26 protein-coding genes are annotated in these 26,925 nt (G+C 37.7%); 7 read left to right on the top strand and 19 right to left on the bottom strand.

All coding sequences use genetic code 11. The features are described 5' to 3' along the window. The first annotated feature begins 56 nt into the window (after positions 1-56). Together ACE3RB_RS13965 and ACE3RB_RS13960 are read left to right on the top strand one after the other, a co-directional pair. Positions 57-488, top strand: coding sequence for a type I restriction enzyme HsdR N-terminal domain-containing protein (locus tag ACE3RB_RS13965; protein ID WP_374464770.1), 432 nt, complete (start codon positions 57-59; stop codon positions 486-488). A 197-nt stretch (positions 489-685) separates the two neighbouring features. Next, entirely contained in the window at positions 686-1,429 is a 744-nt protein-coding gene (locus ACE3RB_RS13960; protein WP_374464767.1) for a dienelactone hydrolase family protein, read from the top strand. A gap of 62 nt (positions 1,430-1,491) precedes the next feature. Here ACE3RB_RS13960 and ACE3RB_RS13955 read toward each other — a convergent pair whose 3' ends face one another. The 7 genes from ACE3RB_RS13955 to ACE3RB_RS13925 all read right to left on the bottom strand — a co-directional run bounded on the left by ACE3RB_RS13955 (position 1,492) and on the right by ACE3RB_RS13925 (position 6,192). Further along, the gene (locus ACE3RB_RS13955) at positions 1,492-1,872 is read right to left on the bottom strand and encodes a PEGA domain-containing protein (protein WP_374464766.1); all 381 of its coding nucleotides are present in this window, start codon (positions 1,870-1,872) and stop codon (positions 1,492-1,494) included. Between the two features lie 236 nt (positions 1,873-2,108). Beyond that, entirely contained in the window at positions 2,109-2,480 is a 372-nt protein-coding gene (locus tag ACE3RB_RS13950) for a cupin domain-containing protein (RefSeq protein WP_002980258.1), read from the bottom strand. Further along, on the bottom strand, positions 2,477-3,004 hold the full coding sequence (locus tag ACE3RB_RS13945) for a GNAT family N-acetyltransferase (protein ID WP_374464765.1): 528 nt from the start codon (positions 3,002-3,004) through the stop codon (positions 2,477-2,479). The genes ACE3RB_RS13950 and ACE3RB_RS13945 overlap by 4 nt, the downstream gene beginning before the upstream one ends. A gap of 3 nt (positions 3,005-3,007) precedes the next feature. Further along, positions 3,008-3,610 (bottom strand): DUF2911 domain-containing protein, encoded by a 603-nt coding sequence (locus ACE3RB_RS13940; RefSeq protein WP_374464764.1) that lies wholly within the window; start codon positions 3,608-3,610, stop codon positions 3,008-3,010. 164 nt (positions 3,611-3,774) lie between these two features. Beyond that, a complete protein-coding gene (locus tag ACE3RB_RS13935) occupies positions 3,775-4,818 on the bottom strand; it encodes a bifunctional transcriptional activator/DNA repair enzyme AdaA (RefSeq protein ID WP_374464763.1) in 1,044 nt (347 codons plus the stop codon). Between the two features lie 2 nt (positions 4,819-4,820). After that, on the bottom strand, positions 4,821-5,585 hold the full coding sequence (locus tag ACE3RB_RS13930; RefSeq protein WP_374464762.1) for an isocitrate lyase/phosphoenolpyruvate mutase family protein: 765 nt from the start codon (positions 5,583-5,585) through the stop codon (positions 4,821-4,823). Positions 5,586-5,679: 94 nt separating this feature from the next. After that, positions 5,680-6,192 (bottom strand): methylated-DNA--[protein]-cysteine S-methyltransferase, encoded by a 513-nt coding sequence (locus tag ACE3RB_RS13925; protein WP_374464761.1) that lies wholly within the window; start codon positions 6,190-6,192, stop codon positions 5,680-5,682. Between the two features lie 215 nt (positions 6,193-6,407). On the opposite strand from ACE3RB_RS13925, the gene ACE3RB_RS13920 reads away from it, so the two are divergent. Then, the gene (locus ACE3RB_RS13920) at positions 6,408-7,262 is read left to right on the top strand and encodes a hypothetical protein (protein WP_374464760.1); all 855 of its coding nucleotides are present in this window, start codon (positions 6,408-6,410) and stop codon (positions 7,260-7,262) included. Between the two features lie 33 nt (positions 7,263-7,295). Beyond that, complete coding sequence (locus ACE3RB_RS13915; RefSeq protein WP_374464759.1) at positions 7,296-8,309, top strand: hypothetical protein; 1,014 nt, start codon at positions 7,296-7,298, stop codon at positions 8,307-8,309. Positions 8,310-8,423: 114 nt separating this feature from the next. Here the strand turns inward: ACE3RB_RS13915 and ACE3RB_RS13910 are convergent, their stop codons facing one another. From ACE3RB_RS13910 to ACE3RB_RS13895, 4 genes are all read right to left on the bottom strand, one after another. Then, the gene (locus tag ACE3RB_RS13910; protein ID WP_374464758.1) at positions 8,424-8,921 is read right to left on the bottom strand and encodes a hypothetical protein; all 498 of its coding nucleotides are present in this window, start codon (positions 8,919-8,921) and stop codon (positions 8,424-8,426) included. Positions 8,922-9,232: 311 nt separating this feature from the next. Beyond that, a complete protein-coding gene (gene carB / locus ACE3RB_RS13905; protein WP_374464757.1) occupies positions 9,233-12,415 on the bottom strand; it encodes a carbamoyl-phosphate synthase large subunit in 3,183 nt (1,060 codons plus the stop codon). 249 nt (positions 12,416-12,664) lie between these two features. Beyond that, positions 12,665-13,738, bottom strand: a complete 1,074-nt coding sequence (locus ACE3RB_RS13900) for a carbamoyl phosphate synthase small subunit (RefSeq protein WP_374464756.1) — start codon at positions 13,736-13,738, stop codon at positions 12,665-12,667. Between the two features lie 113 nt (positions 13,739-13,851). Then, entirely contained in the window at positions 13,852-14,742 is an 891-nt protein-coding gene (locus ACE3RB_RS13895) for an aspartate carbamoyltransferase catalytic subunit (protein ID WP_374464755.1), read from the bottom strand. 242 nt (positions 14,743-14,984) lie between these two features. Between ACE3RB_RS13895 and ACE3RB_RS13890 the strand changes: the two genes are divergently transcribed. Then, complete coding sequence (locus ACE3RB_RS13890) at positions 14,985-15,446, top strand: Lrp/AsnC family transcriptional regulator (protein ID WP_045495405.1); 462 nt, start codon at positions 14,985-14,987, stop codon at positions 15,444-15,446. Positions 15,447-15,760: 314 nt separating this feature from the next. On the opposite strand, the gene argH is transcribed toward ACE3RB_RS13890, so the two are convergent. The 8 genes from argH to ACE3RB_RS13850 form a co-directional block, all read right to left on the bottom strand. Further along, complete coding sequence (gene argH, locus ACE3RB_RS13885; RefSeq protein ID WP_374464754.1) at positions 15,761-17,065, bottom strand: argininosuccinate lyase; 1,305 nt, start codon at positions 17,063-17,065, stop codon at positions 15,761-15,763. 260 nt (positions 17,066-17,325) lie between these two features. Beyond that, positions 17,326-18,408 carry a M20 family metallo-hydrolase gene (locus ACE3RB_RS13880; RefSeq protein ID WP_374464753.1) on the bottom strand — a complete coding sequence of 361 codons (1,083 nt, stop codon included), beginning with the start codon at positions 18,406-18,408 and terminating at the stop codon, positions 17,326-17,328. Continuing rightward, the gene (gene argB / locus ACE3RB_RS13875; protein WP_374464752.1) at positions 18,383-19,177 is read right to left on the bottom strand and encodes an acetylglutamate kinase; all 795 of its coding nucleotides are present in this window, start codon (positions 19,175-19,177) and stop codon (positions 18,383-18,385) included. Before argB ends, ACE3RB_RS13880 begins: the two co-directional genes overlap by 26 nt. A 37-nt stretch (positions 19,178-19,214) precedes the next feature. Next, positions 19,215-20,171, bottom strand: coding sequence for an N-acetylornithine carbamoyltransferase (locus ACE3RB_RS13870; protein WP_374464751.1), 957 nt, complete (start codon positions 20,169-20,171; stop codon positions 19,215-19,217). A gap of 329 nt (positions 20,172-20,500) precedes the next feature. Further along, on the bottom strand, positions 20,501-21,646 hold the full coding sequence (locus tag ACE3RB_RS13865) for an aspartate aminotransferase family protein (protein ID WP_374464750.1): 1,146 nt from the start codon (positions 21,644-21,646) through the stop codon (positions 20,501-20,503). An 81-nt stretch (positions 21,647-21,727) separates the two neighbouring features. After that, positions 21,728-22,693: an N-acetyl-gamma-glutamyl-phosphate reductase gene (gene argC, locus ACE3RB_RS13860; RefSeq protein ID WP_374464749.1), complete on the bottom strand. Its 966-nt coding sequence runs from the start codon at positions 22,691-22,693 to the stop codon at positions 21,728-21,730. A 52-nt stretch (positions 22,694-22,745) separates the two neighbouring features. Then, positions 22,746-23,942 (bottom strand): argininosuccinate synthase, encoded by a 1,197-nt coding sequence (locus ACE3RB_RS13855; RefSeq protein WP_374464748.1) that lies wholly within the window; start codon positions 23,940-23,942, stop codon positions 22,746-22,748. Further along, on the bottom strand, positions 23,914-24,600 hold the full coding sequence (locus ACE3RB_RS13850; RefSeq protein ID WP_374464747.1) for a GNAT family N-acetyltransferase: 687 nt from the start codon (positions 24,598-24,600) through the stop codon (positions 23,914-23,916). The genes ACE3RB_RS13855 and ACE3RB_RS13850 overlap by 29 nt, the downstream gene beginning before the upstream one ends. A 161-nt stretch (positions 24,601-24,761) precedes the next feature. Here ACE3RB_RS13850 and ACE3RB_RS13845 point away from each other — a divergent pair, with 161 nt between their 5' ends. Next, on the top strand, positions 24,762-25,178 hold the full coding sequence (locus ACE3RB_RS13845) for a helix-turn-helix domain-containing protein (protein WP_374464746.1): 417 nt from the start codon (positions 24,762-24,764) through the stop codon (positions 25,176-25,178). A 251-nt stretch (positions 25,179-25,429) separates the two neighbouring features. Beyond that, positions 25,430-26,809, top strand: coding sequence for a porin (locus ACE3RB_RS13840; RefSeq protein ID WP_374464745.1), 1,380 nt, complete (start codon positions 25,430-25,432; stop codon positions 26,807-26,809). Positions 26,810-26,925: the final 116 nt, after the last annotated feature.

The following is a 26,925-nucleotide window of genomic DNA, read 5'->3' as shown; positions in this document are numbered from 1 at the left end:
AAACTTCTTTATTTTTAATATTTTTGAGGATTAAATCTAATTCTTTCATCTTATTAATGGAACTTCCAAAACTGAATTTTCAGGAAACTTTTGATTTTAAATTCAAGAAAGACAAAGATAAGTTTTTTATTTATGATTTGGTCCGCAAAACTTATCTTCTGCTCACTCCTGAGGAATGGGTCAGACAGCACTGGATTCATTATTACCTTACTGTAAAATCTTATTCCACTTCTGCCCTGATCACGGAAAAAAAGATTATTCTGAATGGTCTTACCAAACGTATTGACCTCCTTATCACTGAAAAAACAGAACCTGTAATTCTGATCGAATGTAAAGCACCCCAAATCAGATTAACGGAAAAAACATTTGAGCAAACCGCCAGATACAATTCAATTATCGGAGCAAAAGAAATTATTTTAACAAACGGTTTACAGCACATCAATGCCTATTATGAAAATGAGCAATACCAGTTTTACAGACCCGAGTAAGGCTTACAATATCAGATAATTTCTGAAAAGATTTAAATAATATTCTATTAATACTCTTTCTGAGTTATTTTTATTAATTTCGATAAGGTTTTCTTTAAACACTAATATCACAAATTGCTACACGAATTACACAATTGATATGTGTTGTATTTGTGAAAAGCATTAGTGTAAATTTGTGCTAAAATAAATTACAAAGTATGATACGTTCCATCTTTTTAACCGCAATGCTTATGGCTTCAGGAACCCTTTTCAGTCAAAAACTTAAACCTGTTTCCTACCAGGACGGTTCCCAGAAACTCAATGGCTTAATTAGCTCCAACGCAGGAAAAAAGCTTCCGGGAGTTCTGATCCTTCCAGCCTGGAAAGGTATTGATGAAGAAGCTAAAACGGCAGCTCTTGAACTTGAAAAGCAAGGTTATATTGCTTTTATCGCTGATATTTATGGTGAAGGAAAAATTCCTGCAGACAATGAATCCGCTGCAAAAAGCTCAGGATATTACAAACAGAATTATCAGGAATATCAGAAAAGAATATCTCTGGCATTAGAACAGCTAAAGAAAAACGGGGCCGTTCCTGACAAAATCGCTGTGATCGGATATTGTTTCGGAGGTACCGGTGCCCTGGAATCTGCAAGAGGCCACTTACCTGTTGCCGGTGTGGTTTCTATCCACGGAAGCCTGGCAAAGGATCAAACCAGAAAAAATGAAGCTTTAACGGCTAAAATTCTTGTTGAAAACCCTGCAGATGATAAAAGCGTTACCCCTGATGATTATAATAACCTCATCAAAGAGATGAATGAAGGAAACGCCGACTGGCAAATCATCACCTATGCACACTCAAAGCATACTTTTACAGACCCGAAATCTCCGGATTATAACGAAACCATGGCTAAAAGAGCATGGAATCATACTCTGATGTTTCTGAAAGAAATTTTGAAATAAACATAAAAAGGCAAACTCATATATCAATGAATTTGCCTTTATTTTTTTACCTGGATCAGTTATTATGGTTTAGCTTCCAGCTCAACGTCATATTTTTTGGGAGAATATTTGGTCAGTGATCCTGTTGCAGCATCAATTCCGACACCTATTGCTCCTCCAAGAATAATATTCAATAAAGTTACAGCATTAAAATTTTTCGTAAGTTTTACTTCTTTTTTCTCAAATCCTTCTTTTTCGAATGTAACCGTCTGCTTACTCAGAGATCTTGGGATCTTAGCTGTACAAGGTGTAGTACATTTTTCAATTCCTTTGTGAAATACTTTTGCTCCTTCGGGATTGGAAGAAAAAGCTATCGGATCCTGAGTTCCTGTAAAGATGGTTGCACATGAAGTGGTAGAAAGTGCAATACTCAGTGAAAGCACAACTGATAATTTGTTTTTCATGATTACTTAGTTCATTTTTTTAAGTCCGCGAACTTACGAAATAATTCAAAAATCAGAACTATCAATAGGAGCAAATATTCTAAAAAACATAATATTGATCAATGTTTTCATTACCTGCATCCTAAAATCCGACCTCAAAACACTCAATAACATAAGGTTACATTATTCTTTGAAAATTGAAAAAAAAAGCAAACCCGCTGATATGCAGATTTGCTTTATATTTTTTAATAGCTTTTTTAGTCTACGCCTTCCTCTTCCCTGTGCACCAGCTCCATAGAGAATGCGGGAAGACAGATTGCAAGGTATTCGCAAGGTTCAGAAAATGGATTGCTGTAGCGGATCCTTGCCCCTTTTTCAATAAGGATACTCTGACCTTTTTCCAGCGTAACAATCTCACCATCGATCTCAAATTGCTTTTTCCCGGAAATGATATAGGTAAATTCATCAAACTCGGGAGTCTGATGCGGCTCACTCCAGTCAGGAGGTGCTACCATATGAGCAATGGAAACATTTGAATTTCCGGTAGAATTCCCCCAGTGTTCTTCAATCAGTTTTCCATCTGTTGTGGGAACGATAAATGGAGATTGCTGAATTTTATATTTTTTCATAACCAGTCTTCTTTTTTGATTTCATAAACAAAATTAGTTCTTGTGGGTTCTGCAAAATAAGCCACTTCCTCTTCAGCAATTTTCTTTCCGCCAAGTCTTTCCATAGCCTTTTGAGAACGGAAATTTTCTTTTCCGACATGGAAATGAACTTTATCTACAAACTGAAAGATATAATCCAGCATCAGTTTCTTAACCTGCGGATTAATGCCTTTTCCCCATGACTTTGTTCCATAGAAAGTATAGCCTATGAAAATATGATTGTCTTTTTCATCAAAATCATAATAACGGCTGCTTCCCAATACATCTCCGGTCGCTTTCTCAACAATTTTGAATGCTCCCTTACTCTCTATAGCTCCCCTGAAAAAGTTTTCAAAAACCTCTTTTTTGTAACGGTCCTTATTCGGATGCTGTTCCCAAACCTCAGGATCGGAAGCTACTTCATATAAAGATTCAAAATCCCCTTGCTGTAAGGGGATTAATTGAAATTTTTCATTCTCTAAAACGGGCTGAACAGAAAAATTCATTGTTTAGCTTTTTTTAGCAGAATCTGATTCTATCTTTTTGATTTCTTTCAGCTTGTCGGAAATCTTAATTACTGTATCTAATTTTGAAGGCTTCAAAGGAACTTCTGCCTGTGCCATATCCCACTTGATCACCAGATTCCCTGAGTTTTCATCTGTAGGATTCAGGGTAATTTCAAACCATTCCTGCTTATCTGCCAGTTTGTTAACCGGTACCGTAACGTCTACAACATCTTGTTTTGGATCGTAAGTATAGGCACCCCACTGCTGGAAGTCTTTATTCAGGATCACTTTCCATTCTTTTTCTGTAGGAACGATAAATAATCCGTAAGTCCCGGCAGGAACTATTTTCCCTCCGAAACTAACCGATTGTCCAAAAGTAATTTTCGTAGATGAGTTCGCTCCTGCTCTCCAAACCTGGCCATAAGGAACCAATTCTCCGAAAATCTTACGTCCTTTCACTCCCGGTCTTCCATAATCAATGGTAATTTTAGACATTGAAAACTGCTGCTCTACCTTCTGACGCGGACTTACTGCCGGTACAGAATAATCCTGAGCAAAACTGAATGCTGAAACTGAAATGCAAACTGCTATTATTAACTTTTTCACGTGTAAATTTTTGTTTAAAATTACAAAAATCAAAACGAAATAACTTTCCCAAACTTCGTTAAATTTTGTTCTACCGATATTTTTCTATTAACATATTTTTAACTCGAATTCTTTTTCACCGATGAATTTGACCTCCATTTTTATCATAAAGGGGGAAAAAATTCTTAAAATAAAATAGCTTTTTCCAGTTCCAGTAATTTTTGTTTTCTCCATATTCCTCCTCCATATCCTGTTAACTGTCCATTGCTACCGATCACCCGGTGGCAAGGTATCAGAATGGATATTTTATTCAATCCATTAGCATTTGCCACAGCTCTTACGGATTTAGGATTGCCGAGAATATCAGCCTGTTCCTGGTAGCTTCTGGTAGCACCATAGGGAATTTGTTGTAAAATATTCCAGACTTCTTTCTGAAAAGCTGTTCCTACCGGAGAAAGGGGAACTGTAAATTCTGTTCTTCTCCCTTCGAAATATTCGGAAAGCTGCTTTTCCAGGGTTTCAAAATGAGCGTTTTCACCTTGAATAATATTGGCTTTACAATGAGCTGCAATGCTTTTCAGTTCGGTAGGAAGTGCTTTCCTGTCAGAAAATTCCAGAAGGCAGATTCCATTTTCATCAGCACAGGCGATCATGGTTCCCAGCATGGTTTCAATTCTCTTCAGATCAATAATTTTCTCCATGGTATTATTTTTAGGAGATACTCCAAAAATATTTTTAAAACTGTCGTTAAAACCACTGAGACTTTCATATCCTGTGTCAAATGCAACCTCTGTAACCGACTCTCCCTGCTGAAGTTTTTTAAATGCGGTATTAAGTTTAGACATTCTCTGAAAGGCATGAAATGTTATTCCATGGTGTTTCAGAAACCATCTGCGGACCGTCGCCGGTTCAAGTCCTCTTTTTACAAGATCATAATCTTTGAGCTTCAAGGCAGGATCATCCGCAATTTCTTTAAGCAGTTCTTTAATATATTGTGGGGTTACATTGAGGTTTTCCAAAGGCCTGCATACTTTACACGGACGGTAACCTTTCAGCATCGCATCTTTGGTACTGGAGAAAAACTCTACATTTTCAAATTTGGGTTTCCTGGCCGTACAGGTTGGTCTGCAGAATATTCCTGTGGTTTTTACACCCATCCAGAATATTCCTTCAAATGAAACATCCTTGGTAAAAGATGCCTCATACATTATTTTTCCTGTGAGTTCCATACTTAAACAAAAAGGGTTGAAAAGCTTTTCTCATTTGTAATCTTCTGACCCGTTTTTTCCAGCTCTTTATAAATGTGTCTGTACATAAAAGCGCCTGAAGTAATTCTGTTAACACCTAATTTTTTAAGCGTGTCAAAATCCGGTAAATCAGGAAGGCTCATCACATTTACAGGAAGATCAGTAGACGCCGTAATTGTTCTGATATCGTTTTCGGAAGTCACTCCGGGAATGAAAACGCCATCAGCTTTGAGTTCTTCAAAGAGTTTAATCCTCTCCAGGGTTTCCTCCAGCGCATTCTCCATATTCAGTAAAAAAGGATCTGTCCGTACATTGATAAATATCTTGTCTCTGTTTTCTCCTAATTTGATGAAAATTTCTTTCAATCTTTCGTAGAAGGTATCCTTGTCTGTTAGTTTTCTCTCTCCTTCAATCACATAAGTATCTTCAATATTGATTCCGGATACTCCTATTTCTAAAAGTTTCAGAATATTGGATACGACGGTATCATTTTCACTGCCATATCCTGATTCCTGATCTACAGAAAGAGGAATTGAAACTGAAGCTTTAATTCTTTTGATGATATAAAAATATTCTTCGAAAGACATCTGCTCTCCGTCCTCATATCCTAAACTCAGTGCAACTGCCGAGCTTGAGGTTGCCACTGCCTTATACCCTAGTTTTTCGTATACTCTGGCACTTTCTACATTCCATACATTACCCAAAAGTAATGGCTCTTCACCATGATGTAACTGTTTAAAACTGATCATATTTTTTTTATTCAAAAGTAGAGAGATTACAGAGTGTTATACAACCGAAAAATGAACACCTCTTTTTTAATAACTTTAAAGTGAAGCTCAGGTGTTAAAATAAAATAGCTTTTTCCAGTTCCAGTAATTTTTGTTTTCTCCAGATTCCTCCGGCATATCCTACCAGCTCTCCATTGGAACCTATCACACGATGGCATGGAATTAAAATGGCAATTTTATTGATTCCGTTCGCTGTTCCTACGGCACGTATTGCCTTGGGATTTCCCAGTATCTCCGACTGCTGTTTGTAGGTTCTTATTTCTCCCATTGGAATTTCACGCAGAAGCTGCCATACTTTTTCCTGAAATGCTGTTCCCGTGGTAAACAACGGAACTTCAAAATGACTTCTTTTTCCTTCAAAATATTCTTTCAGCTCTTCTTCCAGCTGTGCAAAATGAGGATGGTCTTTTTCTATGACATCTGCTTTCAAAGCCTTTGACAAGGCTTTCAGCTGTTTTTCAATATTCTTTCGGTCTGTAAATTCAAGCAGGCAGATTCCCTGATCTACAGCACAGGCAATCATTTCTCCCAGCGGGGTTGGTATGTTTTTTTGCGATATAATTTCCATTAGCTTAAAATTAAGCTTTTTAAGAGATTTTTCTTTCTTTTTTGTGCATTAAAATTCTTTTTAACCGTTCAAAATCTTCAGGAACTTATTCCGTCTGAATTTTTCTTCTCCCAATGGATTCCGCTTTGAAGCAGTTTTTCAACCATTTCATTTTATTTATTTGCTTTTCCAAAGATAATGGGTAATTTTAAAGTTCTAAAACACTAATCACGATAATGCTCAAAAGAACAGTCCTTTTCACACTGCTTTCTGCAGGATTCTGTACCATGAAAGCTCAGCAGACCATTCCCTTCAGGATTACAAAGCATAATAATATCATTGTGAAAACCCTTGTCAACCAAAAGGATTCGCTGGATCTGATGTTCCAGATTGCTATGAAAGATTATGCAATCTCTCCTGAACGAAAGCGGAAAGCCGATCATATCATTTTCAACAAGGAAGAACTCAGTGACCATAATACGGTTGAGATCGGAAAAATCACACAAAAGAATGTACGCTTTTTTAATAATCAGTTAGCAGGGCATGAAGCTGACGGAAAAATAGGAACCGGAATTTTTGAGGGTAAAGCTTTTAAAATTGATTATGACAACAATCAGTTTGTGATGTATGATACAATACCTGATGTGAACGGTTATCAGCCCATCAGTATTATCTTAGATCATGATGGATTTTATCTGGCAGCGGATAATATTATTGAAGGCGATCAACAACAGGAAGCTTATTTTGTACTGCAATCCGGATTCTCCGGAGCCATTCTGTACAGTAATGAATTTGCTGAAGAAAAGCATCTGGAGAAAAAACTGAAAGTAACGGGAGAAAAAACACTGAAAAATTCTGAAGGAAAAACTTTAACTACCAAACAGGCTGTTCTCCCCTATTTTAAATTGGGAAACAGTGTATTCAAAGATGTATCTGTAGGATTCTTTGCAGGAGAGCTGAAAACACAAAATGTAAGCTATCTCGGTGCTGATATGCTCCGCAGATTTATATGGATATTTGATGCCGACAGGAAAACGGCTTACATCAAACCCAGCAAATATTTCTCAGAACCTTATTACAAAATGAATTAGAAAATGATAAACACTTTAATGCTAAAAAAAATTATGAAACCCAAAACGGCTGCTGCTCTTTTGCTTTTATCATTGGCTGTTGTAAGCTGCAAGAAAGAAGAGAAAAAAACAGCTGCCACAGAAACAAAAATCAAGAATGACTCTATAAAAACGACAAAAGCAGAGGAGAAAATAGATTACTCGGATTTCAATATTTTTAATCTATCTGTCTTTTCATCAGCTGAAAAAGATTCTGATATAGATATTTTTATTTCGGTTTCGGATATTTATAAAGGGGTTCAGCCTGTTCCTGAAAATATTATAAAAAACCATAAGCAGATGACTTATGAAGAACTCCAGCATTTTGATCTGGATGCTCCCAGCAGAAAAAAACTGCTCAACGGAATTCAGCTTACCGAAAATGATTCCCTTTATATTTATGAGTATTGGTCTAATAAACTTCAGAGAATACCGGTAAGCCGATTAAAGGCGGTGGCTTATTTAAGTCCTTATTCAGATAGTGAAGATTTGGATCCGGATGCTTATATGATGGGATTTCAGGTAGCAACGCACCAAAAAACAACAGAGTATGACCGGTACGTTAACGCCATCGCTTATTTTGGAAATAAAAATCCTTTCGTAGCGAATAAAATGAAGGCTGTAAAATGGCAAAAAACAGGTACTGATGTTTCCAAAAAATACTTTAGCCATTCAAAACTTACTCAGGGAAATACCTACCAGGCAAAGTATGAAAACATGACCTATTATCTGCAGGATTATCTTGAAGAAGGAAATACGGTGGAACGCAGACTTGCAGTCATTAATGACCACCAGGAAAAGATTGCAGAAAAAACATTCAGCCTTGCAGAAAGTGATGGCGGGGAATTCCTTCCTCTTTATGGAATAGATACCGATGAAGCTAACATATTCCAATATACAGGCTACCTTTTTAAAGGAAAACCTCCGGTTATTTTCGGATTCATTGCACAGTCTTTTGGCTGTCCTTCCATTAGTTTTTTAGATAAAAACGAGAAAGATTTTTGGATCAACTGTGATAACAGGCATTAAGGGATAAAACAGAATTATAAAATGCGGTTTTGAACTTACCGTACATTATGAAAATACATTATCAGGAGCAGATTAACAGCAGACCACTACATGTATTTTCATAGTGTTCATCAATTATACAACTGCCGGAGCAATCATCGACATGTAATAATTGGCACAATGCAATGCATTGATCAGTAATATTTCTTTAGCCGGATACATTTCGAATTTTTCTGTGGTGGTAATCTGATATTCATAGTTCATGGAACTCCACTTCAGATGCGGTTTCATCACGAAAAGTTCATTTCCCTGCTGATCGGCAAGAACGAATGATTCTTTGAAAATTCCCCGGTGCTTAAAAAGAAAGCCTTCTTTTATGCTGTCAAAATACGTCTGTATTACAATTTCACCATTCCAGTTCATCCGAAACTTAAGGAGTACTTTTTCATTGTCTTTAAGTTCAATGGTGGTTCCCCAGAAACCTTTGGGTTCAATCAGATAATAACGGTTGGCAATTTCAATCTCAGCATTAAACTTAAACCAGCTTTCATAAATAAGCCTGCCTATAATCTGGCTTTCTTTGGTGATTTCAAAGGATAAAGAGTTGTGTGATTTTGCGTAATATTCTGCCATGGCTGTATTTTGGTTTGGTGAATTTTATTAGTTTTTCAAATAGTAATAACGGCCTGAATTTTAACGCTCTAATTTATAAATAATTCGGTAAACATAATGTATTTTTAAAAGTGATCTGATAAAAAACGATTAATTATTAACCATGGCCGTTTTTTTCCAGATTTCAATTGAAAAATGTTGAAAATTATTTCATAATTAGATTCAAACCTAACAGGCTTCTAAAACCTGTTAGGTTTAGCAGTTTAAATGATATTCCAAAAAAACACCCCGCAAGAAAACTTGCAGGGTGTATATCATTATTTTTTCGAAAATTACATCGTCTCCATTTTGAAGCTCATGCTTTCGATTACTTTTAAGATGGCTTCTACCGTATCCATTGAAGTTAAACAAGGAACACCATTTTCCACACTCATTCTTCTGATCTGGAATCCGTCTCTTTCTGCCTGTTTACCTTTTGTAGTGGTATTTACAACATACTGAACTTTCCCTTTCTGGATCAGGTCGATAAGGTTTACATCTTCTTCTCCTATTTTGTATCCGATCTTGCAAGGGATACCTTTTTCTTCGAAGAATTTTGCAGTTCCTTCCGTAGCCCAGATTCTGAACCCTACTTCATGGAATCTCGCTGCAAGCGCTGCTGCTTCTTCCTTGTGCTTATCTGCTACTGTGAACAGGATTGAACCGTGCATAGGAACTTTTCTTCCTGCTGCTACCAATCCTTTATATAATGCTTTTTCAAGGGTCGTATCTTTCCCCATAACTTCTCCTGTAGACTTCATTTCAGGGCCTAAAGAGATATCAACTTTCGTTAGTTTAGAGAAAGAGAATACCGGCACTTTTACAAAAACTCCTTCTTTGTTTGGAACTAATCCGTTTTCGTATCCTAAATCTTTCAGCTTTTGTCCTAAGATTGCCTTTGTTGCAAGGTTAGCCATCGGAACGTCTGTAATTTTAGATAAGAAAGGAACTGTTCTCGAAGAACGAGGGTTTACTTCGATTACATATACATTTCCCTCGAAAAGAACGTACTGGATATTCATCAATCCGATAACGTTCAGTCCTTTTGCCAGTCTCTTCGTGTAGTCTACCAAGGTATCGACTTCACTCTGAGAGATGTTTTGTGGCGGATATACTGCGATAGAGTCTCCGGAGTGAACCCCTGCTCTTTCAATGTGCTCCATAATTCCTGGAATCACTACTGTTTCACCGTCGCAGATGGCATCTACTTCGATTTCCTTTCCTACCATATACTTATCTACCAGTACAGGGTGCTCAGGGCTTGCATCTACAGCATGCTCCATGTAATGAGCCAGTTCTGATTCTGCATATACAATTTCCATCGCTCTACCTCCAAGAACGTAGCTTGGACGTACCAATACCGGGTAACCGATTTCGTTGGCAATTTTTATGGCTTCTTCTTTCGAAGTTGAAGTTCTTCCTTTTGGCTGAGGAATTCCAAGCTCCTGAAGTGCTTTTTCAAATTTATCTCTGTTTTCAGCCCTGTCAAGATCTTCCAGGGAAGTTCCCAGGATCTGTACTCCGTGAGCAGCTAGCTTATCTGCAAGGTTGATGGCAGTCTGTCCTCCGAACTGTACCACTACTCCTTTAGGTTTTTCAAGCTCGATGATGTTCATTACATCTTCTTCCGTAAGTGGCTCGAAGTATAGTTTATCAGAAATAGAGAAGTCTGTAGAAACTGTTTCAGGGTTGTTGTTGATGATAATTGCTTCGTAGCCCATTTCTTTGATTGCCCAAACTGAGTGAACGGTCGCATAGTCAAACTCAACTCCCTGCCCGATTCTGATTGGTCCCGAACCTAAAACGATGATCTTTTCTTTATCAGACACTACACTTTCATTTTCTTCTTCGTAAGTTCCGTAGAAGTATGGTGTTTCACTTTCAAACTCAGCAGCACAGGTATCTACCATTTTGTAAACCGGCATTACCCCGTTTTCTTTTCTGAAATTGAATACTTCACGTTCTGTCACATCCCAAAGAACTGCGATATTGACATCTGCAAAACCTAATCTTTTAGCTTCGATTAATGTTTCCTTATCAAATTTGTTGGCAGCGATTACTTTTTCGAAATCAACCAGCTTTTTCAGTTTCCAGATAAAGAATTTATCGATCTTACTCCATTCTACGATCTGCTCCCAGTCATACCCTCTTCTTAAAGCATCTCCGATGATGAATAATCTCTCATCATCACACACTCTGATTCTTCTTTCGATTTCCTCTGCAGTAAGTGCCTGAGCCTGTTTTGTCTTTAATCCTAAATGTCTGATTCCTGTTTCTAATGAACGGATGGCTTTCTGTAAAGACTCTTCAAGATTTCTTCCGATCGCCATTACCTCACCGGTTGCTTTCATCTGAGTGGAAAGTCTTCTGTCTGCCGTTTCGAATTTATCGAATGGGAATCTTGGGAATTTTGTTACCACATAGTCAAGAGCAGGCTCGAAACATGCATACGTTTTTCCGGTTACCGGGTTCATGATTTCATCCAGCGTTAATCCTACAGCGATCTTTGCAGCAATCTTTGCAATCGGATATCCTGTTGCCTTACTTGCCAATGCCGATGAACGGGAAACCCTAGGGTTTACCTCGATGATATAATAGTTGAATGAGTGTGGATCTAAAGCTAATTGTACGTTACATCCTCCTTCAATTCCTAAGGCTCTGATGATTTTCAGTGAAGCGTTTCTCAGTAACTGATACTCTCTGTCTGAAAGCGTCTGAGAAGGTGCTACTACGATAGAGTCTCCTGTGTGAACTCCTACCGGGTCTATATTTTCCATGTTACAAACCACAATGGCGTTGTCGTTTGCATCACGCATTACTTCGTATTCAATTTCTTTGAAACCTGCAATTGATTTTTCAATAAGACACTGTGTAACCGGGCTGTGCTTTAATCCCAGTTCAGCAATCTCTTTCAATTCAGCTTCTGTGGAAGCGATACCACCTCCGGTTCCTCCCATTGTGAAGGCAGGACGAACAATTACAGGATACCCGATTTCATCTGCGAAAGCAAGGGCTCCTTCTACCGTATTTACAATATCAGATTCCGGTACCGGCTCGTTCAGTTCTCTCATCAGCTCACGGAAAAGGTCTCTGTCTTCTGCTCTGTTGATCGCAGAAAGCTTAGTTCCCAGTACTTCCACTTTGCATTCTTCAAGAATTCCTGATTTCTCCAGTTCTACCGCCATGTTAAGACCTGTCTGTCCTCCCAATGTTGGTAATAATGCATCCGGACGTTCTTTTCTGATGATGTGGCTTACAAACTGTAATGAAATCGGCTCGATATATACTTTATCCGCGATTTCCACATCCGTCATGATCGTTGCAGGGTTTGAGTTGATCAAAATTACCTTGTAGCCTTCTTCTTTCAGAGACAGACAAGCCTGCGTTCCTGCGTAATCAAATTCAGCTGCCTGACCGATGATGATAGGTCCTGAACCGATTACTAAAATTGTTTTTATATCTGTACGTTTTGCCATTTTTCTTTTTTAATTGGGGTTAAGAATCAAATTCTTAAACTTCGTATTTTTTTACTTTATTAAGACTTACGATTGTACTTTGTCATTCCGTAGAATCTAACTCACTATAGTTGAGATTCTTCATTACGCTGCTGCTTCATTCAGAATGACAGGTTAAGCTCTTTGTATTTTGTCATTACGAGGAATCTTGTTTTGCTGTTGAGGTTCTTCACTCCGCTATTGCTTCATTCTGAATGACAAAAAGCCGTCTTATTTCTTAAAGTCTTCCATCATCTGAATGAACTCATCAAACAGGTAGTTTGCATCTTCCGGGCCCGGGCTCGCTTCAGGGTGATACTGAACTGAGAAACAAGGGTGGATTTTGTGTTTTAAACCTTCGTTTGTTCTGTCATTCAGTGCGATGTGCGTTTCGATAAGATCTGTTCCTTTTAAACTTTCCTGATCTACAGCATATCCGTGGTTCTGAGAAGTAATGGCTACTGTATTTTTCTCAAGGTCTAACACCGGGTGGTTTCCTCCTCTGTGTCCGAATTTCAGCTTGAACGTTTTCGCTCCGCAGGCAAGACCAATTAACTGGTGGCCTAAACAGATTCCGAAGATCGGAACTTTTCCTAATAATCCTCTGATCATATCTAAAGCGTGCGGTACATCTTCAGGGTCACCAGGACCGTTTGACAGCATGATTCCGTCCGGGTTCATCAACAGGATTTCTTCTGCTGTAGTATCCTGAGAAACCACAATAATGTCACAGTTTCTTTGGGATAATTCTCTGATAATTCCCAGTTTGGCACCGAAATCTACCAATACAACCTTGAAACCTCTGTTAGGGTTGGCATAAGGTGTTTTTGTAGAAACTTCCTCTACCTGATTGGTTGGGAAAACTGTTGATTTCAACTCTGAAGCTACAGTAGTTTCATCAGCATCAGCGTTTACAATTTTTCCTTTCACTACTCCGTGGTTACGAAGAACTCTGGTCAGTCTTCTGGTGTCGATTCCTGAAATTCCTGAAAGGTTTTTCTTTTTAAATAATTCATCTAAAGTAATCTGAGTACGGAAGTTGGAAGGAAGATCGCAAAGTTCTTTTACGATAAGCCCTTTGATTGCCGGCTCAATACTTTCATAATCATCACGGTTAATACCATAATTCCCGATAAGCGGATAGGTCATACAAACTATCTGACCGCAATACGACGGGTCAGAAATCAATTCCTGATATCCTGTCATTCCGGTATTGAAAACTACTTCCCCTGCAGTTTCCAATTCTGCTCCGAAACCTTCTCCATGAAACACTTCACCGGACTCCAGTATTAATTTTTTCTTCATTTTAAACTTTTATCTCTTATTATTTTATTTATATGTCATTAACAGGTCGCCCTTATGGGGTTTCTTTACCTTTTAACTTCTTACTTTTATCCTGGCTCTTTTATCTTGCCTACTTATTTAAAGGTGTACCCTTTGCTTTCCAGCGCATCTTTCAGAATAGCCATTCTTGCGAATACGCCGTTTTGCATCTGCTTGAAGACTCTTGATCTTTCGCATTCTACAAGTTCAGAGTCAATTTCTACACCTCTGTTAATTGGAGCCGGGTGCATGATGATCGCTTCTTTTTTCATCGCATGCTCTCTTTCTTTAGTCAGGCCGTACCTTTTATGGTATTCCGAAGCGGTGAAACTCATTGCAGAATCATGTCTTTCATGTTGTATTCTCAACAGCATCAGAACATCCACTTCACCAATCAGTTCATCTACTGACATATAAGTTCCGTTGATCAGGGCTCCTTCGTCAAACCACTGTTCCGGTCCTGAGAAGTATACTTTAGCGCCCAATCTTCTTAACGCCTCTGCATTTGAGTTGGCTACGCGGCTGTGTTTTACATCTCCTACAATTCCCACTTTCAGTCCTTCAAACTTCCCGAATTCCTGATAGATGGTCAGCAGATCCAGCATACATTGTGAAGGGTGGTTTCCTGTTCCGTCTCCTCCGTTGATTACAGGAATATTAATATTTTTCAGCTCCTCGAAGTATCTGTCTTTTTTATCGCGGATCACCACAAGGTTTACTCCTATGCTTTCAATAGTCTTTACTGTATCATAAAGACTTTCTCCTTTGTTTACCGAACTGTGTGATGCATCAAAGGGAACTACCTGAAGTCCCAGTTTTCTTTCTGCAAGGTCAAAACTTGTTTTCGTTCTTGTGCTGTCTTCGAAGAAAAGGTTTGAGCAAAAAACTTCTCCTTCAATTTTAGCAGTTTTACCGTTTGCAAAAGCCATTGCTTCTGTCAGTATACTGTTGATTCTCTCGGTGCTTAGTTCTGTAATCGTAAACATAATTCTTATTTTTTGGCATAAAAAAAAGCGAAGACAACTATCTTCGCTTAATAACAATAAATATCGTAAAGGGCGCTTTCGCCCGGTAAATCTAATGATATAAATGCTTTTTTATTCATTAGGTGCAAAGATACAACAATTTTATGAACCTACAAAAATTATGTTCAAAATAAATTAAAAACTTCCGTCCTTCCTTATTCTCATTAAAAATTAATATTTTTGTTATCACTCAAATATATTCTATGGATTTAAAAGACAAAATGATTCTCAGTATTATTCAGGAAGATTCTACACTATCGGTAAAGGAAATTTCCGAAAAGATAGGTCTTACCTTTACTCCTACGTATGAGCGCATCAAACAACTGGAGAAACAGGGGATCATTCAGAAGTATGTGGGGCTTTTAAACCGTGAAAAACTGGGTTTAAATATTGTAGTCTACTGTAATGTCCGTCTCAAGGAACAATCCAAGAAAGTATTGGAAACTTTTGAGAAACATATCGGGAAATATGATGAAGTGCAGGAAATCATCAGCCTTTCCGGGGAGTATGACTATATGCTGAAGATTATTGCCAAGGACATCAATTCTTATAACGAATTCGCTGTTAATGTTATTTCAAACATTCCCAATATCGGGCAGTACCACAGTTCTATCGTACTTCACGAGGTAAAAAAATCTACCAAATTCAAAATTGATCTGGAATAATCCTTCCATTTTTTAAACCATTAAGAACTTTTAAGAGGTGAAGAATAATTAAGGAATCCGCTTGCGGATTTGAAGCTATGTTGCTAAAAAATCGCAGATTTTCTTAACTTACCTTAAAGTCTTCATCTGCCTTAATGGTTCAGTTTATCAATCATCAAATTCAAAGAGCGGAATAAAATCAAACCATTAAGGTCACTTAAGCAGATAAGATTTATTAAGATTAAGGTTTCCACAATGAAAAGACAGCAGGCTAAAATAATTTAGAAATTCCACTGATTTTTGCTTAAGTTCTGATGACCTTAATGGTTTAGACTCTAACCCAATAATTTATTTTTCAGTTTATTGAACTGATATTCTATTTTGTCCAGACAAAGGTTTCCGATACTTCCCTGGTGAGTATGTTCAAGATTACCAGGTTCAAATTCAAATTCATTGTTTTCAATCTCCTGTCCCACTTTCACATACGCGTCACGGAATGAGCTTCCGTTTTTCACCTCTTCATTGATCTTTTCCACACTGAAAAGGTATTTATATTTCTCATCCTCCAGAATTCCGTCTTTTACCTGGATATTCGGTAAGGTATAGCTTAAGATTTCCAGACATTCTTTCAAAGAATCTATCGCAGGGAAAAGGATTTCTTTCGTCAGCTGTACATCTCTGTGATATCCTGAAGGCAGATTGCTTGTTAAAAGAATCAGTTCGTTCGGAAGAGACTGAATTCTGTTGCAACGCGCACGGACCAGCTCAAATATATCCGGGTTCTTTTTGTGAGGCATAATGCTGCTTCCTGTAGTAAATTCCTTTGGAAAACTGATAAAGTCGAAATTCTGGCTCAGGTACAGACATACGTCGTAAGCAAACTTCCCAAGCGTTCCTGCTAAAGTAGCCATAGCCATAGCAAGCATTTTCTCTGACTTCCCGCGGGTCATCTGAGCGTATACCGAATTATAATTCATCGACTGAAATCCAAGGTTATAAGTGGTACTTTCACGATTAACCGGGAATGAAGAACCGTAACCAGCTGCTGACCCCAATGGATTTTTATTAATGATATTCTTTACCGAAAACAACATTTCCACATCATCCAAAAGTGCTTCTGCATAAGCCCCAAACCACAATCCGAATGATGAAGGCATCGCAATCTGTAAATGGGTATAACCCGGAAGCAGCACATTTTTATGCTGATCTGCCAGTTGAATTAAAATCTGGAAAAACTCATCTGTAAGCGATGTTATTTCACGGATTTCATCCAGCAAATACAATTTGATATCTAATAAAACCTGATCATTTCTTGATCTTGCGGTATGGATTTTCTTTCCTGCATCTCCTAATTCTTCAATGAGGATTGCTTCTACCTGAGAATGGATATCCTCAGCATCTTTATCAATCTCAAAACTACCTTCTTCAATTTTAAATAAAATACTGTTTAAAACAGATAGCATCTGTTCTGATTCTTCCTGAGTGATAATCCCGGTTTCTGCCAGCATTTTGCAATGCGCCATAGAACCTTTGACATCATATTTGGCTAAACGTTCGTCAAAGTCAAGATCTTTACCGACTGTAAAGTTATTGACTAATATATTGGTGGCAAGGTCATCCTTCTGCCATATTTTTTTCATGATAATATCTGATTTAAATATTTGTTGGTTTTGACATGCCCGGCAAGGCAATCCTTATTACTATTAACTATAAAAAAACATTTCCTTATGTAAAGCCTTCATTTCTAATTTTCTTTTTGCATAAATCTTATTAAAAACTAAACTTCTAGCGCCTGCCGGACGGAGTCAAAACATATATTGAGCTGGAAGCCTGAGGCTGGAGGCTGGAAGCTAATAACATACTGCAATAACTTCCCTCTTCCTACACCCATCTTCCATTTTTATAACACTTTTTCTAAAATGCTGATGTAGATTTCTATTCCTTCTTCTATTTCATGGATATAGATAAACTCATCTGCCGTGTGGGAGCGCCTACTGTCTCCAGGTCCTATTTTCACTGATGTACATGGAATAATCGCCTGATCTGAGGAAGTCGGTGATCCGTAAGTAGTCCTTCCGATTTCAATTCCTGCTTTTACAAACGGGTGATCCATTTCGATCTTTGAGGAATTCAGCCTGAAAGATCTGGCAGTCAGTGTAGATTTCATCTGGGACTGGATAATTTCAAAAGCCTCCTGATTGGAATATTCATCCGTTACCCTCACATCCAGTGTAAAATTGCATGATTCCGGAACAACATTATGCTGTACCCCTGCATGAATTCCTGATAAGGTAACTTTAACTTCACCCAGATATTCCGAAACCTTTGGAAATTTAAAGGCAAGAATATTCTGCAGATCATCCATACATTTTATAATTGAGTTATCATCATTAGGATGAGCGGCGTGAGAAGGAGTACCTTTCATTTCTCCATCAATCACAAGAAGTCCTTTTTCTGCAATCGCCAGGTTCATCTGCGTGGGTTCTCCTACAATGGCGAGTTCTACATTGGGTAGCTGCGGAAATAAGGCCTCGATTCCATCAAATCCTGAAATCTCCTCCTCTGCCGTCAAAGCAATAACTAAATTATATTTTAAATCTTCTTTATCATAAAAATGTAAAAAAACCTGTGCCATAGCAACCAGGGAAGCTCCGGCATCATTGCTTCCCAAACCGAACAGTTTACCTTCTTTTTCAATGGGTACGAACGGATCAAGGGTGTAAGCTTTGTTAGGCTTTACCGTATCATGATGGGTATTCAGTAAAACGGAAGGCTTAAATACATCAAAATGCTTGTTCACCGCCCAGATATTGTTTTTAAAACGCTTGGTAGGAATCTGGTGCTTTTTGAAAAAATTCTCGATTTCTACGGATGTATTGAATTCATCTTTACTGAATGAAGGAATTTCAATCAAATTCTTAAGCAATCCGACCGCATTATTCAACAGTTCTTCTTTATTATAAACAGATTTCAGTTCCTGCATGATGATTTTCTATATGGTTTTTCAGTTCTGTTTCTTTGATCAGAAACACTTTATTTACATTATTCTTTATCGCCCCGAGAGCATTTTCAAGTTTGGGTAAAATCCCTTTATGAAGTTTCCCTTTTTCTTTTAATACAGTGAATTCTTCCTCATTTACACTTTTGATCACAGATTCCGGGTCGTTTACATCCTCCAGCACTCCTTCTTTATCAAAACAATACAACAGTTCAACTTCATATTTCTCAGAAAGCGCCTGTGCGATCACAGAAGCAATGGTATCTGCATTGGTATTGAAAAGATTTCCTTTTCTGTCATGGGTAATTGCAGAAAATACAGGAACAAGATCCAGCTTGATTAATTTTGAAACCAGCTTCCTGTTCACACTTTTCTTGGTAATATCCCCCACAAATCCAAAGTCTATTTCAGGATGTTCTCTTTTCTTAGCTTTGATCAGATTTCCGTCTGCTCCGGAAAATCCTATGGCATTGCATTTTTTCTGCTGCAGCTTTTCAACAATGTTCTTATTGATCCCTCCTGCATATACCATCGTGACAATATCCAATGTTTCTTTATCCGTAATCCTCCTTCCGTTGATCATTTTCTGTTCTATGCCCAGTTTATCAGCCAACGTTGTAGCCAGCTTTCCACCACCATGAACAAGAATTTTCTTTTCATTAATTTCGGAAAACTGTTCTAAAAACTGATCCAGCAATTGTTCATCATCAATGAGTGCTCCGCCTATTTTTATGATGTATATTTTCTGTTTCATTAGAAAGGATTAAATATTAAAATTATCGGGTGTATTACTACTTATTAATATCATTTAAAATTTCACTGAACACTGCCTGTGCAGAGAAAATACGGTTTTTAGCCTGCTGATAAATGATCGAATGTTCTCCATCCATTACCTCATCACTCAGCTCCACATTACGGCGAACCGGAAGGCAGTGCATTACTTTTGCATTATTGGTACCGGCTAGTTTCTCATTGGTAAGCATCCAGTCACCTTTCACTTCAGGCATTGCAGCATAGTCATCAAAAGAAGACCAGTTCTTCACATAGATAAAATCTGCGTTTTTCAAAGCTTCATCCTGATCATGGACTACTTTTACATCTTTTGTAAAGTTTTTATCTAAATCATACCCTTCGGGATTGGCAATGACCAACTCAACATCCATTTCCTGCATCCACTCGGCGAAAGAGTTTCCAACAGCGTGCGCAATAGGTTTAATATGTGGCGCCCATGTCAATACCACTTTCGGCTTGTGATCTTTTTTCCAGTTTTCTGTAATCGTGATACAGTCAGCCAGACTTTGCAGCGGATGACGAGTTGCAGATTCCAATGAAACGACAGGCACTTTTGCATGCTTTTCAAACTGGCTTAAGATGCTTTCATTCACATCATCTTCCTTGCTCTTCATTCCTGCAAAGCAACGTACCGCAATGATATCGCAATATTGATTCAACACTTCAATGGCATCTTTGATATGCTCTACAGTATCACCATTCATGACGGCACCGTCAGCAAATTCAAGATTCCAGGCTTCCTGCGCCGCATTTAACGTCAATACATTTAATCCCAGATTCTGAGCGGCAATCTGACTGCTCAGACGGGTTCTCAAACTTGAATTTAAAAATACAAGTCCTATTGTTTTTCCCTTTCCTTTTTCTGTTTCAGTAAGGGGATCTTCTTTTATCTGTAAAGCTTTTTTTATGATTTCCTGTAAGTTTTCCACATCACTTACAGAGGTAAATTTTTTCATTTTGAATTGATTTTAAAGGTTACTACCTATTAATTGTTAATTTAACCACAAAAGACACAAAAGTTTTATTTAAAACACTTTAGAAGACTTAAGTAAGTTTAAAATGAAACTGTATATTAAAGAAGAAAATCAAAGATTTTCGAAAACTTAAGTGTACTCCTTAAGCGTTTAGTAGTTTCTTAATATCATTTAAATACTTAACTCTTTTATGACTCTTGTGGTTAAAAGATTTTGAAAGCCAGTTACTCGGTTTAGATTCCTACGGAATGAAAATACTGCATTAAAATTTTATTTTCCTTCTCATTTTGCACTGTACCCTCTTAATCTTTTTAATTTTCGATGCTTTCCAATACCGTTTTCAAAGCATTGATGAAAAGATCCGTTTCCTCTTTTTTGATATTGAGTGCAGGAAGAATCCTCAACACTGTTTTATCATTCGAGTTTCCGGTGAAAATATGATGATCAAAAAGGAGCTCTTTCCTTACTTCTGAACAGTCCCTGTCGAGTTCTATTCCGATCATCAATCCTTTCCTTCGGATGGACTTAATATGTGGTAAATCTTTAATTTCATTTTCAATATACTCACCCATTTCCTGAGCATTTTTGATAAGATTTTCATCTTTCATCACATCCAGCACAGCAATGGAAGCAGCACAGGCAAGGTGATTTCCTCCAAATGTAGTTCCGAGCAAACCGTTGCTCGCCTGGAATTTTGGATGGATCAAAACTCCGCCCACAGGAAATCCGTTCCCCATCCCTTTTGCCGTAGTAATGATATCTGCCTCAACTCCGAACTCCTGATGTGCAAAGAAATATCCACTTCTTCCGTATCCTGACTGCACTTCATCCAAAATAAGAACAGCATCATATTTTTCGCACAGTTCTTTGATTTTAGATAAAAATTCCGGTGTTGGAATCATAATACCTCCTACTCCCTGAATTCCTTCGATGATCACAGAAGAGATTTCATTTCCAAACTTCTCAAAAGTCTCTTCAAGCTGCTGTACATCATTCCATTCTGATTTAATAAATCTTTCTGAAAAGTTAACCGGAGCAACAATTTTCGGATTATCGGTTACCGAAACTGCTGCAGAAGTTCTCCCATGGAATGAACCTGAAAAATACAGCACCTTGCTTTTTCCATTATGAAATGAAGCCAGTTTCAAAGCGTTTTCATTGGCTTCAGCTCCCGAATTACATAAAAAAAGGTTATAATCTTCATACCCAGAAAGCTTTCCTAGTTTTTCTGCCAGTTCAGTCTGCAATTCATTCTGAACAGAGTTGGAATAAAAAGATATTTTTTCCAGCTGATCTTTAAGCTTATTCTGATAATACGGATGGTTGTGGCCGATAGAAATCACAGCATGACCTCCGTAAAAATCAAGATATTTTTCTCCTTTGTCATCCCAAAGAAAAGATCCCTGAGCTTTCACCGGATTGATGTTGAATAATGGATATACGTTGAATAAATTCATGTCTTTTTATAAATGATAATTGATAAATGTTTAATGATACGGGATTCGAGATTTTGCGTTCCCGTACATTTTACTTGTACCTTAGAATGCTATCGGCTTCAAATTCAATCCTGCATTTTCTTCCCAGTTCATGGCCAGATTCATATTCTGGACCGCCTGTCCCGATGCACCTTTTAACAAATTGTCAATCGCTGAGTGAACAACGACAACATTTCCACTCTTTTCGATCTGAATCACACAGCGATTTGTATTGACAACCTGCTTTAAATCAACTGCCTTCCTGCTTACAGTAACGAAAGGCTCCTCCGCATAAAAATCCTGATACAATTGTTCTATTTCCTCCAGCTCCAGGTCCGTCTTCATGGTGGAACTTGTAAAAATTCCTCTTGCAAAATCTCCTCTCCAAGGAACAAAATTCAGGTTTACTTCTTTATTATTGAATGAAATCAGCTGCTTCAAAATCTCACCTACATGCTGATGAGTTAATGTTTTGTACGCTGATACATTATCGTTTCTCCAGGTAAAATGAGTTGTAGCCTGCAAGGACTGTCCGGCTCCTGTAGAACCTGTAATCCCTGTGGTAAAAACTTCATTTAACATTCCTTTTTCTGCCAATGGCAATAAGGCCAATTGAATTGCTGTTGCAAAACATCCCGGGTTGGCAATGCTTTTGGCACCTGCCAGTTGTTCTTTATTGATTTCCGGTAATCCGTAGATAAAATTTCTGTTTCCGAAATTTCCTTCTAAACGGAAATCATTTCCAAGATCAATTACCAGTGTTTCCTCTTTAACAGGATTCTGAGTTAACCAGTTTTGACTTTCTTTATGAGGAAGGCACAGAAAAAGAATATCCACTTCTTCAGGTTTATCCGTCAAAACCATTTCACAAACCGTCGTTAAATCCGGGTACAGATCTGAAATTTTTGTTCCCGAATTCGAACGACTATATAAAAAACTCAATGTCACATAGGGATGAAAAGCGAGTAAGCGTATCAGCTCACTTCCTGTATAACCGTTGGCACCAATGATTCCTACTGTTTTCTTCATTTTGATTCTGACAGAATATTGTTCTGCCTTTCATTAAATTGTCCCTTCGGAACTAGTTGATATTCTGGTTAATCTGGTGGTATATATTTAAAGAATTGCTGACAATCTTAGTATATCCTTTTACATCTTCCCCTGTCCATGCTCTGTTGGCTTCGCCATAGCTTCCGAATTTGTCGGACATCAGGTCATGGTCAGATTCAATTCCATTGAGAATAAATCTGTAGGGATAAAGCGTTACAAATACTTTTCCGCTCACTGTTTTCTGAGAGTCAGTCAGGAAAGACTCAATATTTCTCATCACAGGATCTAAGAAAAGCGCTTCATGAAGCCAGTTTCCATACCAGTCGGATAACTGTGACTTCATCATTTGCTGATATTTTGAAAGGGTATGTTTTTCTAATAAATGATGTGCTTTGATAATCACCGATGCTGCCGCCGCTTCAAATCCTACCCGTCCTTTAATCCCGACAATCGTATCGCCTACGTGAATATCACGGCCGATTCCATATGCTGAAGCAAGTTCTTCTATTTTTTGAATGGCATATACAGAATGTTCAAAACTTTCTCCATTTACTCCTACTACTTCACCTTTTTTAAACTCGATCTCCAGTTCTGAAGGCTGGGTTACTTTGATCTGAGACGGGAAAGCTTCTTCCGGCAGGTAATTTCTTGAAGTTAAAGTTTCTTTACCGCCCACAGAAGTTCCCCAAAGTCCTTTATTGACAGAATATTGCGCTTTCTGAAATTCCATTTTATAGCCATGTTCCTTTAAAAACTCAATCTCTTCTTCACGGGATAAAGCCATATCACGGATAGGCGTAATAATTTCAATATTCGGACACATTACCTGGAAGATCAGATCAAAACGAACCTGGTCATTTCCAGCTCCTGTACTGCCGTGAGCAATAGCATCTGCCTGTATTTCAATGGCATATTTTGCAATTTCCTGCGCCTGAATCGTACGCTCAGCGCTTACAGAAAGTGGATAGGTATTATTTTTCAGTACATTCCCGAAAATCAGATATTTCACACATGAATTGTAATAGTCTTCCTGAGCGTCTACACACCTGTATTCTTTTACCCCAAGGTTTAAAGCTTTTCTTTCCAGTTCTTTTTCTTCTTCTTTCGAAAAACCTCCGGTATTTACAGTGACTGCATACACATCATATCCCAGTGTTTCACTAAGATATTTAGCACAGTAGGAAGTATCCAAACCTCCGCTAAACGCTAAGATGACTTTCTTTTTCATCTGGATTTTTTTTATTTTTATTAATTGCCGCATTGTATTCCCCAACAGTATCCTGTACAGAATATTTTAAATCTGCCGGGTTCATTTCATTATATTTATTTTCCGGGCGGTCATTTACCGCCTCATCTTTTTTTATATTGTCAGGAACAAACAACATTGCTGTACATAAACAGTTTTTACGTTCCTTCATCATTAAGATTTCATAGTTCACACAGTTTTTACAGCCGTTCCAGAATTCCTCATCCTGAGTCAGTTCCGAATAGATCACCGGCTTATATCCTAAATCACTATTGATTTTCATTACTGCCAAACCTGTTGTTAAACCGAATACTTTCGCATCGGGATATTTATCTCTAGATAACTGGAAAACTTTCTGCTTAATCTGAGTCGCTACTCCTCCGTTCCTGAATTTCGGCGACACAATCAGTCCCGAATTGGCCACAAACTTCCCATGTGACCAGGTCTCTATATAACAGAAACCTACCCACTCACCGTTTTCAGTGGCTACCACAGCATTGCCCTCTGAAATCTTCTTGCTCAAATATTCTATGGAACGTTTTGCGATTCCCGTTCCTCTACGCTGTGCAGAATCATACATTTCCTGCTGTATTTCACTCACATACACTAGATGTTCGCATGAGGAAATTTCTATTTCCATTTATTTATCTAAATTTTTTGGCAAATTTAAAATATAATTTCTTTTATATCCAAATAAAAAAGATATTTTTTTTTGTTTTAAAACTTTAAACAGGTAAAATTATCTTTAAACAAAATTATACATTTGCTAATTTATTATATATTTGCTAAAATAATATAGCTATGGAAAATGCCTGTCCCAAATGCAAGAGTACCAAAGTGGTAAAAAGCGGCATTATCAATGACAAACAACGCTTTCACTGCAAAGACTGCAATTATTATTTTACCGTTAAAAAACTGGGGAAACAAATTGATGATTACTACGTCACCAAGGCCCTTCAGCTTTATTTGGAAGGGTTAAGTTACCGTGAAATTGAAAGAATCATCGGAGTTTCTCATGTTACCATAAGTTCATGGATTAAAAAATACAACATTACCAGACCTCCACACTCCGAATTCCATCCTGTATATAAAATATTAAAACAGAATGAGCTGATTGAGTATATTGCTCAGGAAGAAAACATTAAAAATTCCGGGATTATCATCACCCAATTTGCGGATAAGTATATGCTGATCAAGTGGGAAAGATTTAAGAAGTAGAGCGGGATGCGAGATTCGGGTTACGGGTTACGGGTTACGGTGAGAAATATCAAGTCTATGATTTAATACAATATTAAATATCAACTACTTACAAACTGTTTAAATTAAAACCCGGATCACGAAACCCGAAACTTATAACATAACGCCAACTATAACTATACCATTACCAATAATATATATTAAATTTTCATAAATAAATTATTAATTACAATTTGGCATTCACAAAAAACAACGCCAAAAATTGATAATTTATGAAGAAATTACTTACATTTATTGGAGTAGCCTTAATCAGCAGTTCTCTATACTCACAAGGTTCTCCTGATTATGGCAGCGGCTTAAAAATCAACCTTAATCCTGATGGTGATAAATTTGTCAGATTTATTTTATGGGACCAGCTTTGGTTAAGAAACACTTCAATGAACCCGGGAAGTATGGTAGGCGGTGAGCCTACAGACAATTCCTGGAGCATAGGAAACAGACGATTACGTGCTCTTACTTACGCACAGATCTCTAAAAGATACATGATTCTCCTTCACTTTGGAATCAATAACCAGACCTTTATCAATGGCGGAGCTACAGGCACTTCCGGGACAGGAGGTTACGGAAACGGAAAGAAAACCCAGTTGTTTTTCCATGATGCCTGGAATGAATATGCAGTTATTTTACCTGGAGAAGCAGGAAAATTCAGTTTATCTTTGGGAGCAGGGCTTCATTACTACATGGGACTTTCCCGTATGACCATGGCTTCTACCCTTAATTTCCTTACATTGGACTCCCCCGTTTTTTCATGGCCGTTAATTGATAATTCCGATCAGTTTGCAAGACAACTGGGAATGTTTGCCAAAGGAAAATACGGAAAACTTGAATACCGCTTCAGCTTAAATAAACCATTTGCTACGGATCTCGTTCCTGTGAATGTAACAGATCCTTCAAAAGCAGTGGCCGTTGACAATAATGGAAATCCCAGTTTTTCAAAGGCAGGATATGTGGAGTATCAGTTCCTTGATGAGGAGTCTAATACACTTCCATACAAAGTGGGATCTTATCTGGGAACGAAGAAAGTCTTCAATGTAGGAGCAGGTTTCTATCATCAGGCAGACGGTACGAGAACTTCCGTCAATTCCAATATTGAAAAACACGATATAACGCTTTTTGCAGTAGATGCCTTCGCGGATATTCCTTTGGGAGAAGCAAAAAATAAAATGGCTGTATCTGCATATGCAGGATATTATAACTACAATTTCGGTCCTAACTATGTAAGAAATCTGGGAACGATGAATATTGCAGCATCTGACCCTAATTTTATCGGGAATAAAGCCATCGCAGGACCCGGGAATCTGCAATCGACAATTGGAACAGATAATATTATCTACGCACAGGCAGGTTTACTCTTACCAAGTCAGGCAGAAAAGCCAAAGATCAGAATACAGCCTTTTGCAGCTTATACCCACAAAAATTTTGAGGCCTTTGATAAATCATCCTCTCAGTTTGATGTCGGAGCCAATTGGTTTATAGACGGACATCATGCGAAAATAACAACACAATATTCAACAAGACCGGTTTACACAAGTCCTACGGAAAGCCCATCTTCAAAAGGGGAATTTATTGTGCAGTTTCAAATCTACCTTTAAAATTTGAACCATTAAGAATAGTAAAGAATTTAAGATAAGTTCCATCAAAGATGGATAAAAAGAATACCGCTGAATAAAATAACTTAGATATAATCTTAATTATTCTTAACGCCTTA

It is taken from the genome of Chryseobacterium sp., assembly GCF_041914225.1.
Taxonomy (GTDB): Bacteria; Bacteroidota; Bacteroidia; order Flavobacteriales; family Weeksellaceae; genus Chryseobacterium.
The sequence above is the reverse complement of the archived record's forward strand: the minus strand, read 5'-3'. Positions and strand labels throughout refer to the sequence as shown.

What these genes read in the sequence shown, in the direction of transcription:
- ACE3RB_RS13965 (WP_374464770.1), top strand. Translation starts at nt 57, where the DNA reads ATGGAACTTCCAAAACTGAATTTTCAGGAAACTTTTGATTTTAAATTC.
- ACE3RB_RS13960 (WP_374464767.1), top strand. Translation starts at nt 686, where the DNA reads ATGATACGTTCCATCTTTTTAACCGCAATGCTTATGGCTTCAGGAACC.
- ACE3RB_RS13955 (WP_374464766.1), bottom strand. Translation starts at nt 1,872, where the DNA reads ATGAAAAACAAATTATCAGTTGTGCTTTCACTGAGTATTGCACTTTCT.
- ACE3RB_RS13950 (WP_002980258.1), bottom strand. Translation starts at nt 2,480, where the DNA reads ATGAAAAAATATAAAATTCAGCAATCTCCATTTATCGTTCCCACAACA.
- ACE3RB_RS13945 (WP_374464765.1), bottom strand. Translation starts at nt 3,004, where the DNA reads ATGAATTTTTCTGTTCAGCCCGTTTTAGAGAATGAAAAATTTCAATTA.
- ACE3RB_RS13935 (WP_374464763.1), bottom strand. Translation starts at nt 4,818, where the DNA reads ATGGAACTCACAGGAAAAATAATGTATGAGGCATCTTTTACCAAGGAT.
- ACE3RB_RS13930 (WP_374464762.1), bottom strand. Translation starts at nt 5,585, where the DNA reads ATGATCAGTTTTAAACAGTTACATCATGGTGAAGAGCCATTACTTTTG.
- ACE3RB_RS13925 (WP_374464761.1), bottom strand. Translation starts at nt 6,192, where the DNA reads ATGGAAATTATATCGCAAAAAAACATACCAACCCCGCTGGGAGAAATG.
- ACE3RB_RS13920 (WP_374464760.1), top strand. Translation starts at nt 6,408, where the DNA reads ATGCTCAAAAGAACAGTCCTTTTCACACTGCTTTCTGCAGGATTCTGT.
- ACE3RB_RS13915 (WP_374464759.1), top strand. Translation starts at nt 7,296, where the DNA reads ATGAAACCCAAAACGGCTGCTGCTCTTTTGCTTTTATCATTGGCTGTT.
- ACE3RB_RS13910 (WP_374464758.1), bottom strand. Translation starts at nt 8,921, where the DNA reads ATGGCAGAATATTACGCAAAATCACACAACTCTTTATCCTTTGAAATC.
- carB (WP_374464757.1), bottom strand. Translation starts at nt 12,415, where the DNA reads ATGGCAAAACGTACAGATATAAAAACAATTTTAGTAATCGGTTCAGGA.
- ACE3RB_RS13900 (WP_374464756.1), bottom strand. Translation starts at nt 13,738, where the DNA reads ATGAAGAAAAAATTAATACTGGAGTCCGGTGAAGTGTTTCATGGAGAA.
- ACE3RB_RS13895 (WP_374464755.1), bottom strand. Translation starts at nt 14,742, where the DNA reads ATGTTTACGATTACAGAACTAAGCACCGAGAGAATCAACAGTATACTG.
- ACE3RB_RS13890 (WP_045495405.1), top strand. Translation starts at nt 14,985, where the DNA reads ATGGATTTAAAAGACAAAATGATTCTCAGTATTATTCAGGAAGATTCT.
- argH (WP_374464754.1), bottom strand. Translation starts at nt 17,065, where the DNA reads ATGAAAAAAATATGGCAGAAGGATGACCTTGCCACCAATATATTAGTC.
- ACE3RB_RS13880 (WP_374464753.1), bottom strand. Translation starts at nt 18,408, where the DNA reads ATGCAGGAACTGAAATCTGTTTATAATAAAGAAGAACTGTTGAATAAT.
- argB (WP_374464752.1), bottom strand. Translation starts at nt 19,177, where the DNA reads ATGAAACAGAAAATATACATCATAAAAATAGGCGGAGCACTCATTGAT.
- ACE3RB_RS13870 (WP_374464751.1), bottom strand. Translation starts at nt 20,171, where the DNA reads ATGAAAAAATTTACCTCTGTAAGTGATGTGGAAAACTTACAGGAAATC.
- ACE3RB_RS13865 (WP_374464750.1), bottom strand. Translation starts at nt 21,646, where the DNA reads ATGAATTTATTCAACGTATATCCATTATTCAACATCAATCCGGTGAAA.
- argC (WP_374464749.1), bottom strand. Translation starts at nt 22,693, where the DNA reads ATGAAGAAAACAGTAGGAATCATTGGTGCCAACGGTTATACAGGAAGT.
- ACE3RB_RS13855 (WP_374464748.1), bottom strand. Translation starts at nt 23,942, where the DNA reads ATGAAAAAGAAAGTCATCTTAGCGTTTAGCGGAGGTTTGGATACTTCC.
- ACE3RB_RS13850 (WP_374464747.1), bottom strand. Translation starts at nt 24,600, where the DNA reads ATGGAAATAGAAATTTCCTCATGCGAACATCTAGTGTATGTGAGTGAA.
- ACE3RB_RS13845 (WP_374464746.1), top strand. Translation starts at nt 24,762, where the DNA reads ATGGAAAATGCCTGTCCCAAATGCAAGAGTACCAAAGTGGTAAAAAGC.
- ACE3RB_RS13840 (WP_374464745.1), top strand. Translation starts at nt 25,430, where the DNA reads ATGAAGAAATTACTTACATTTATTGGAGTAGCCTTAATCAGCAGTTCT.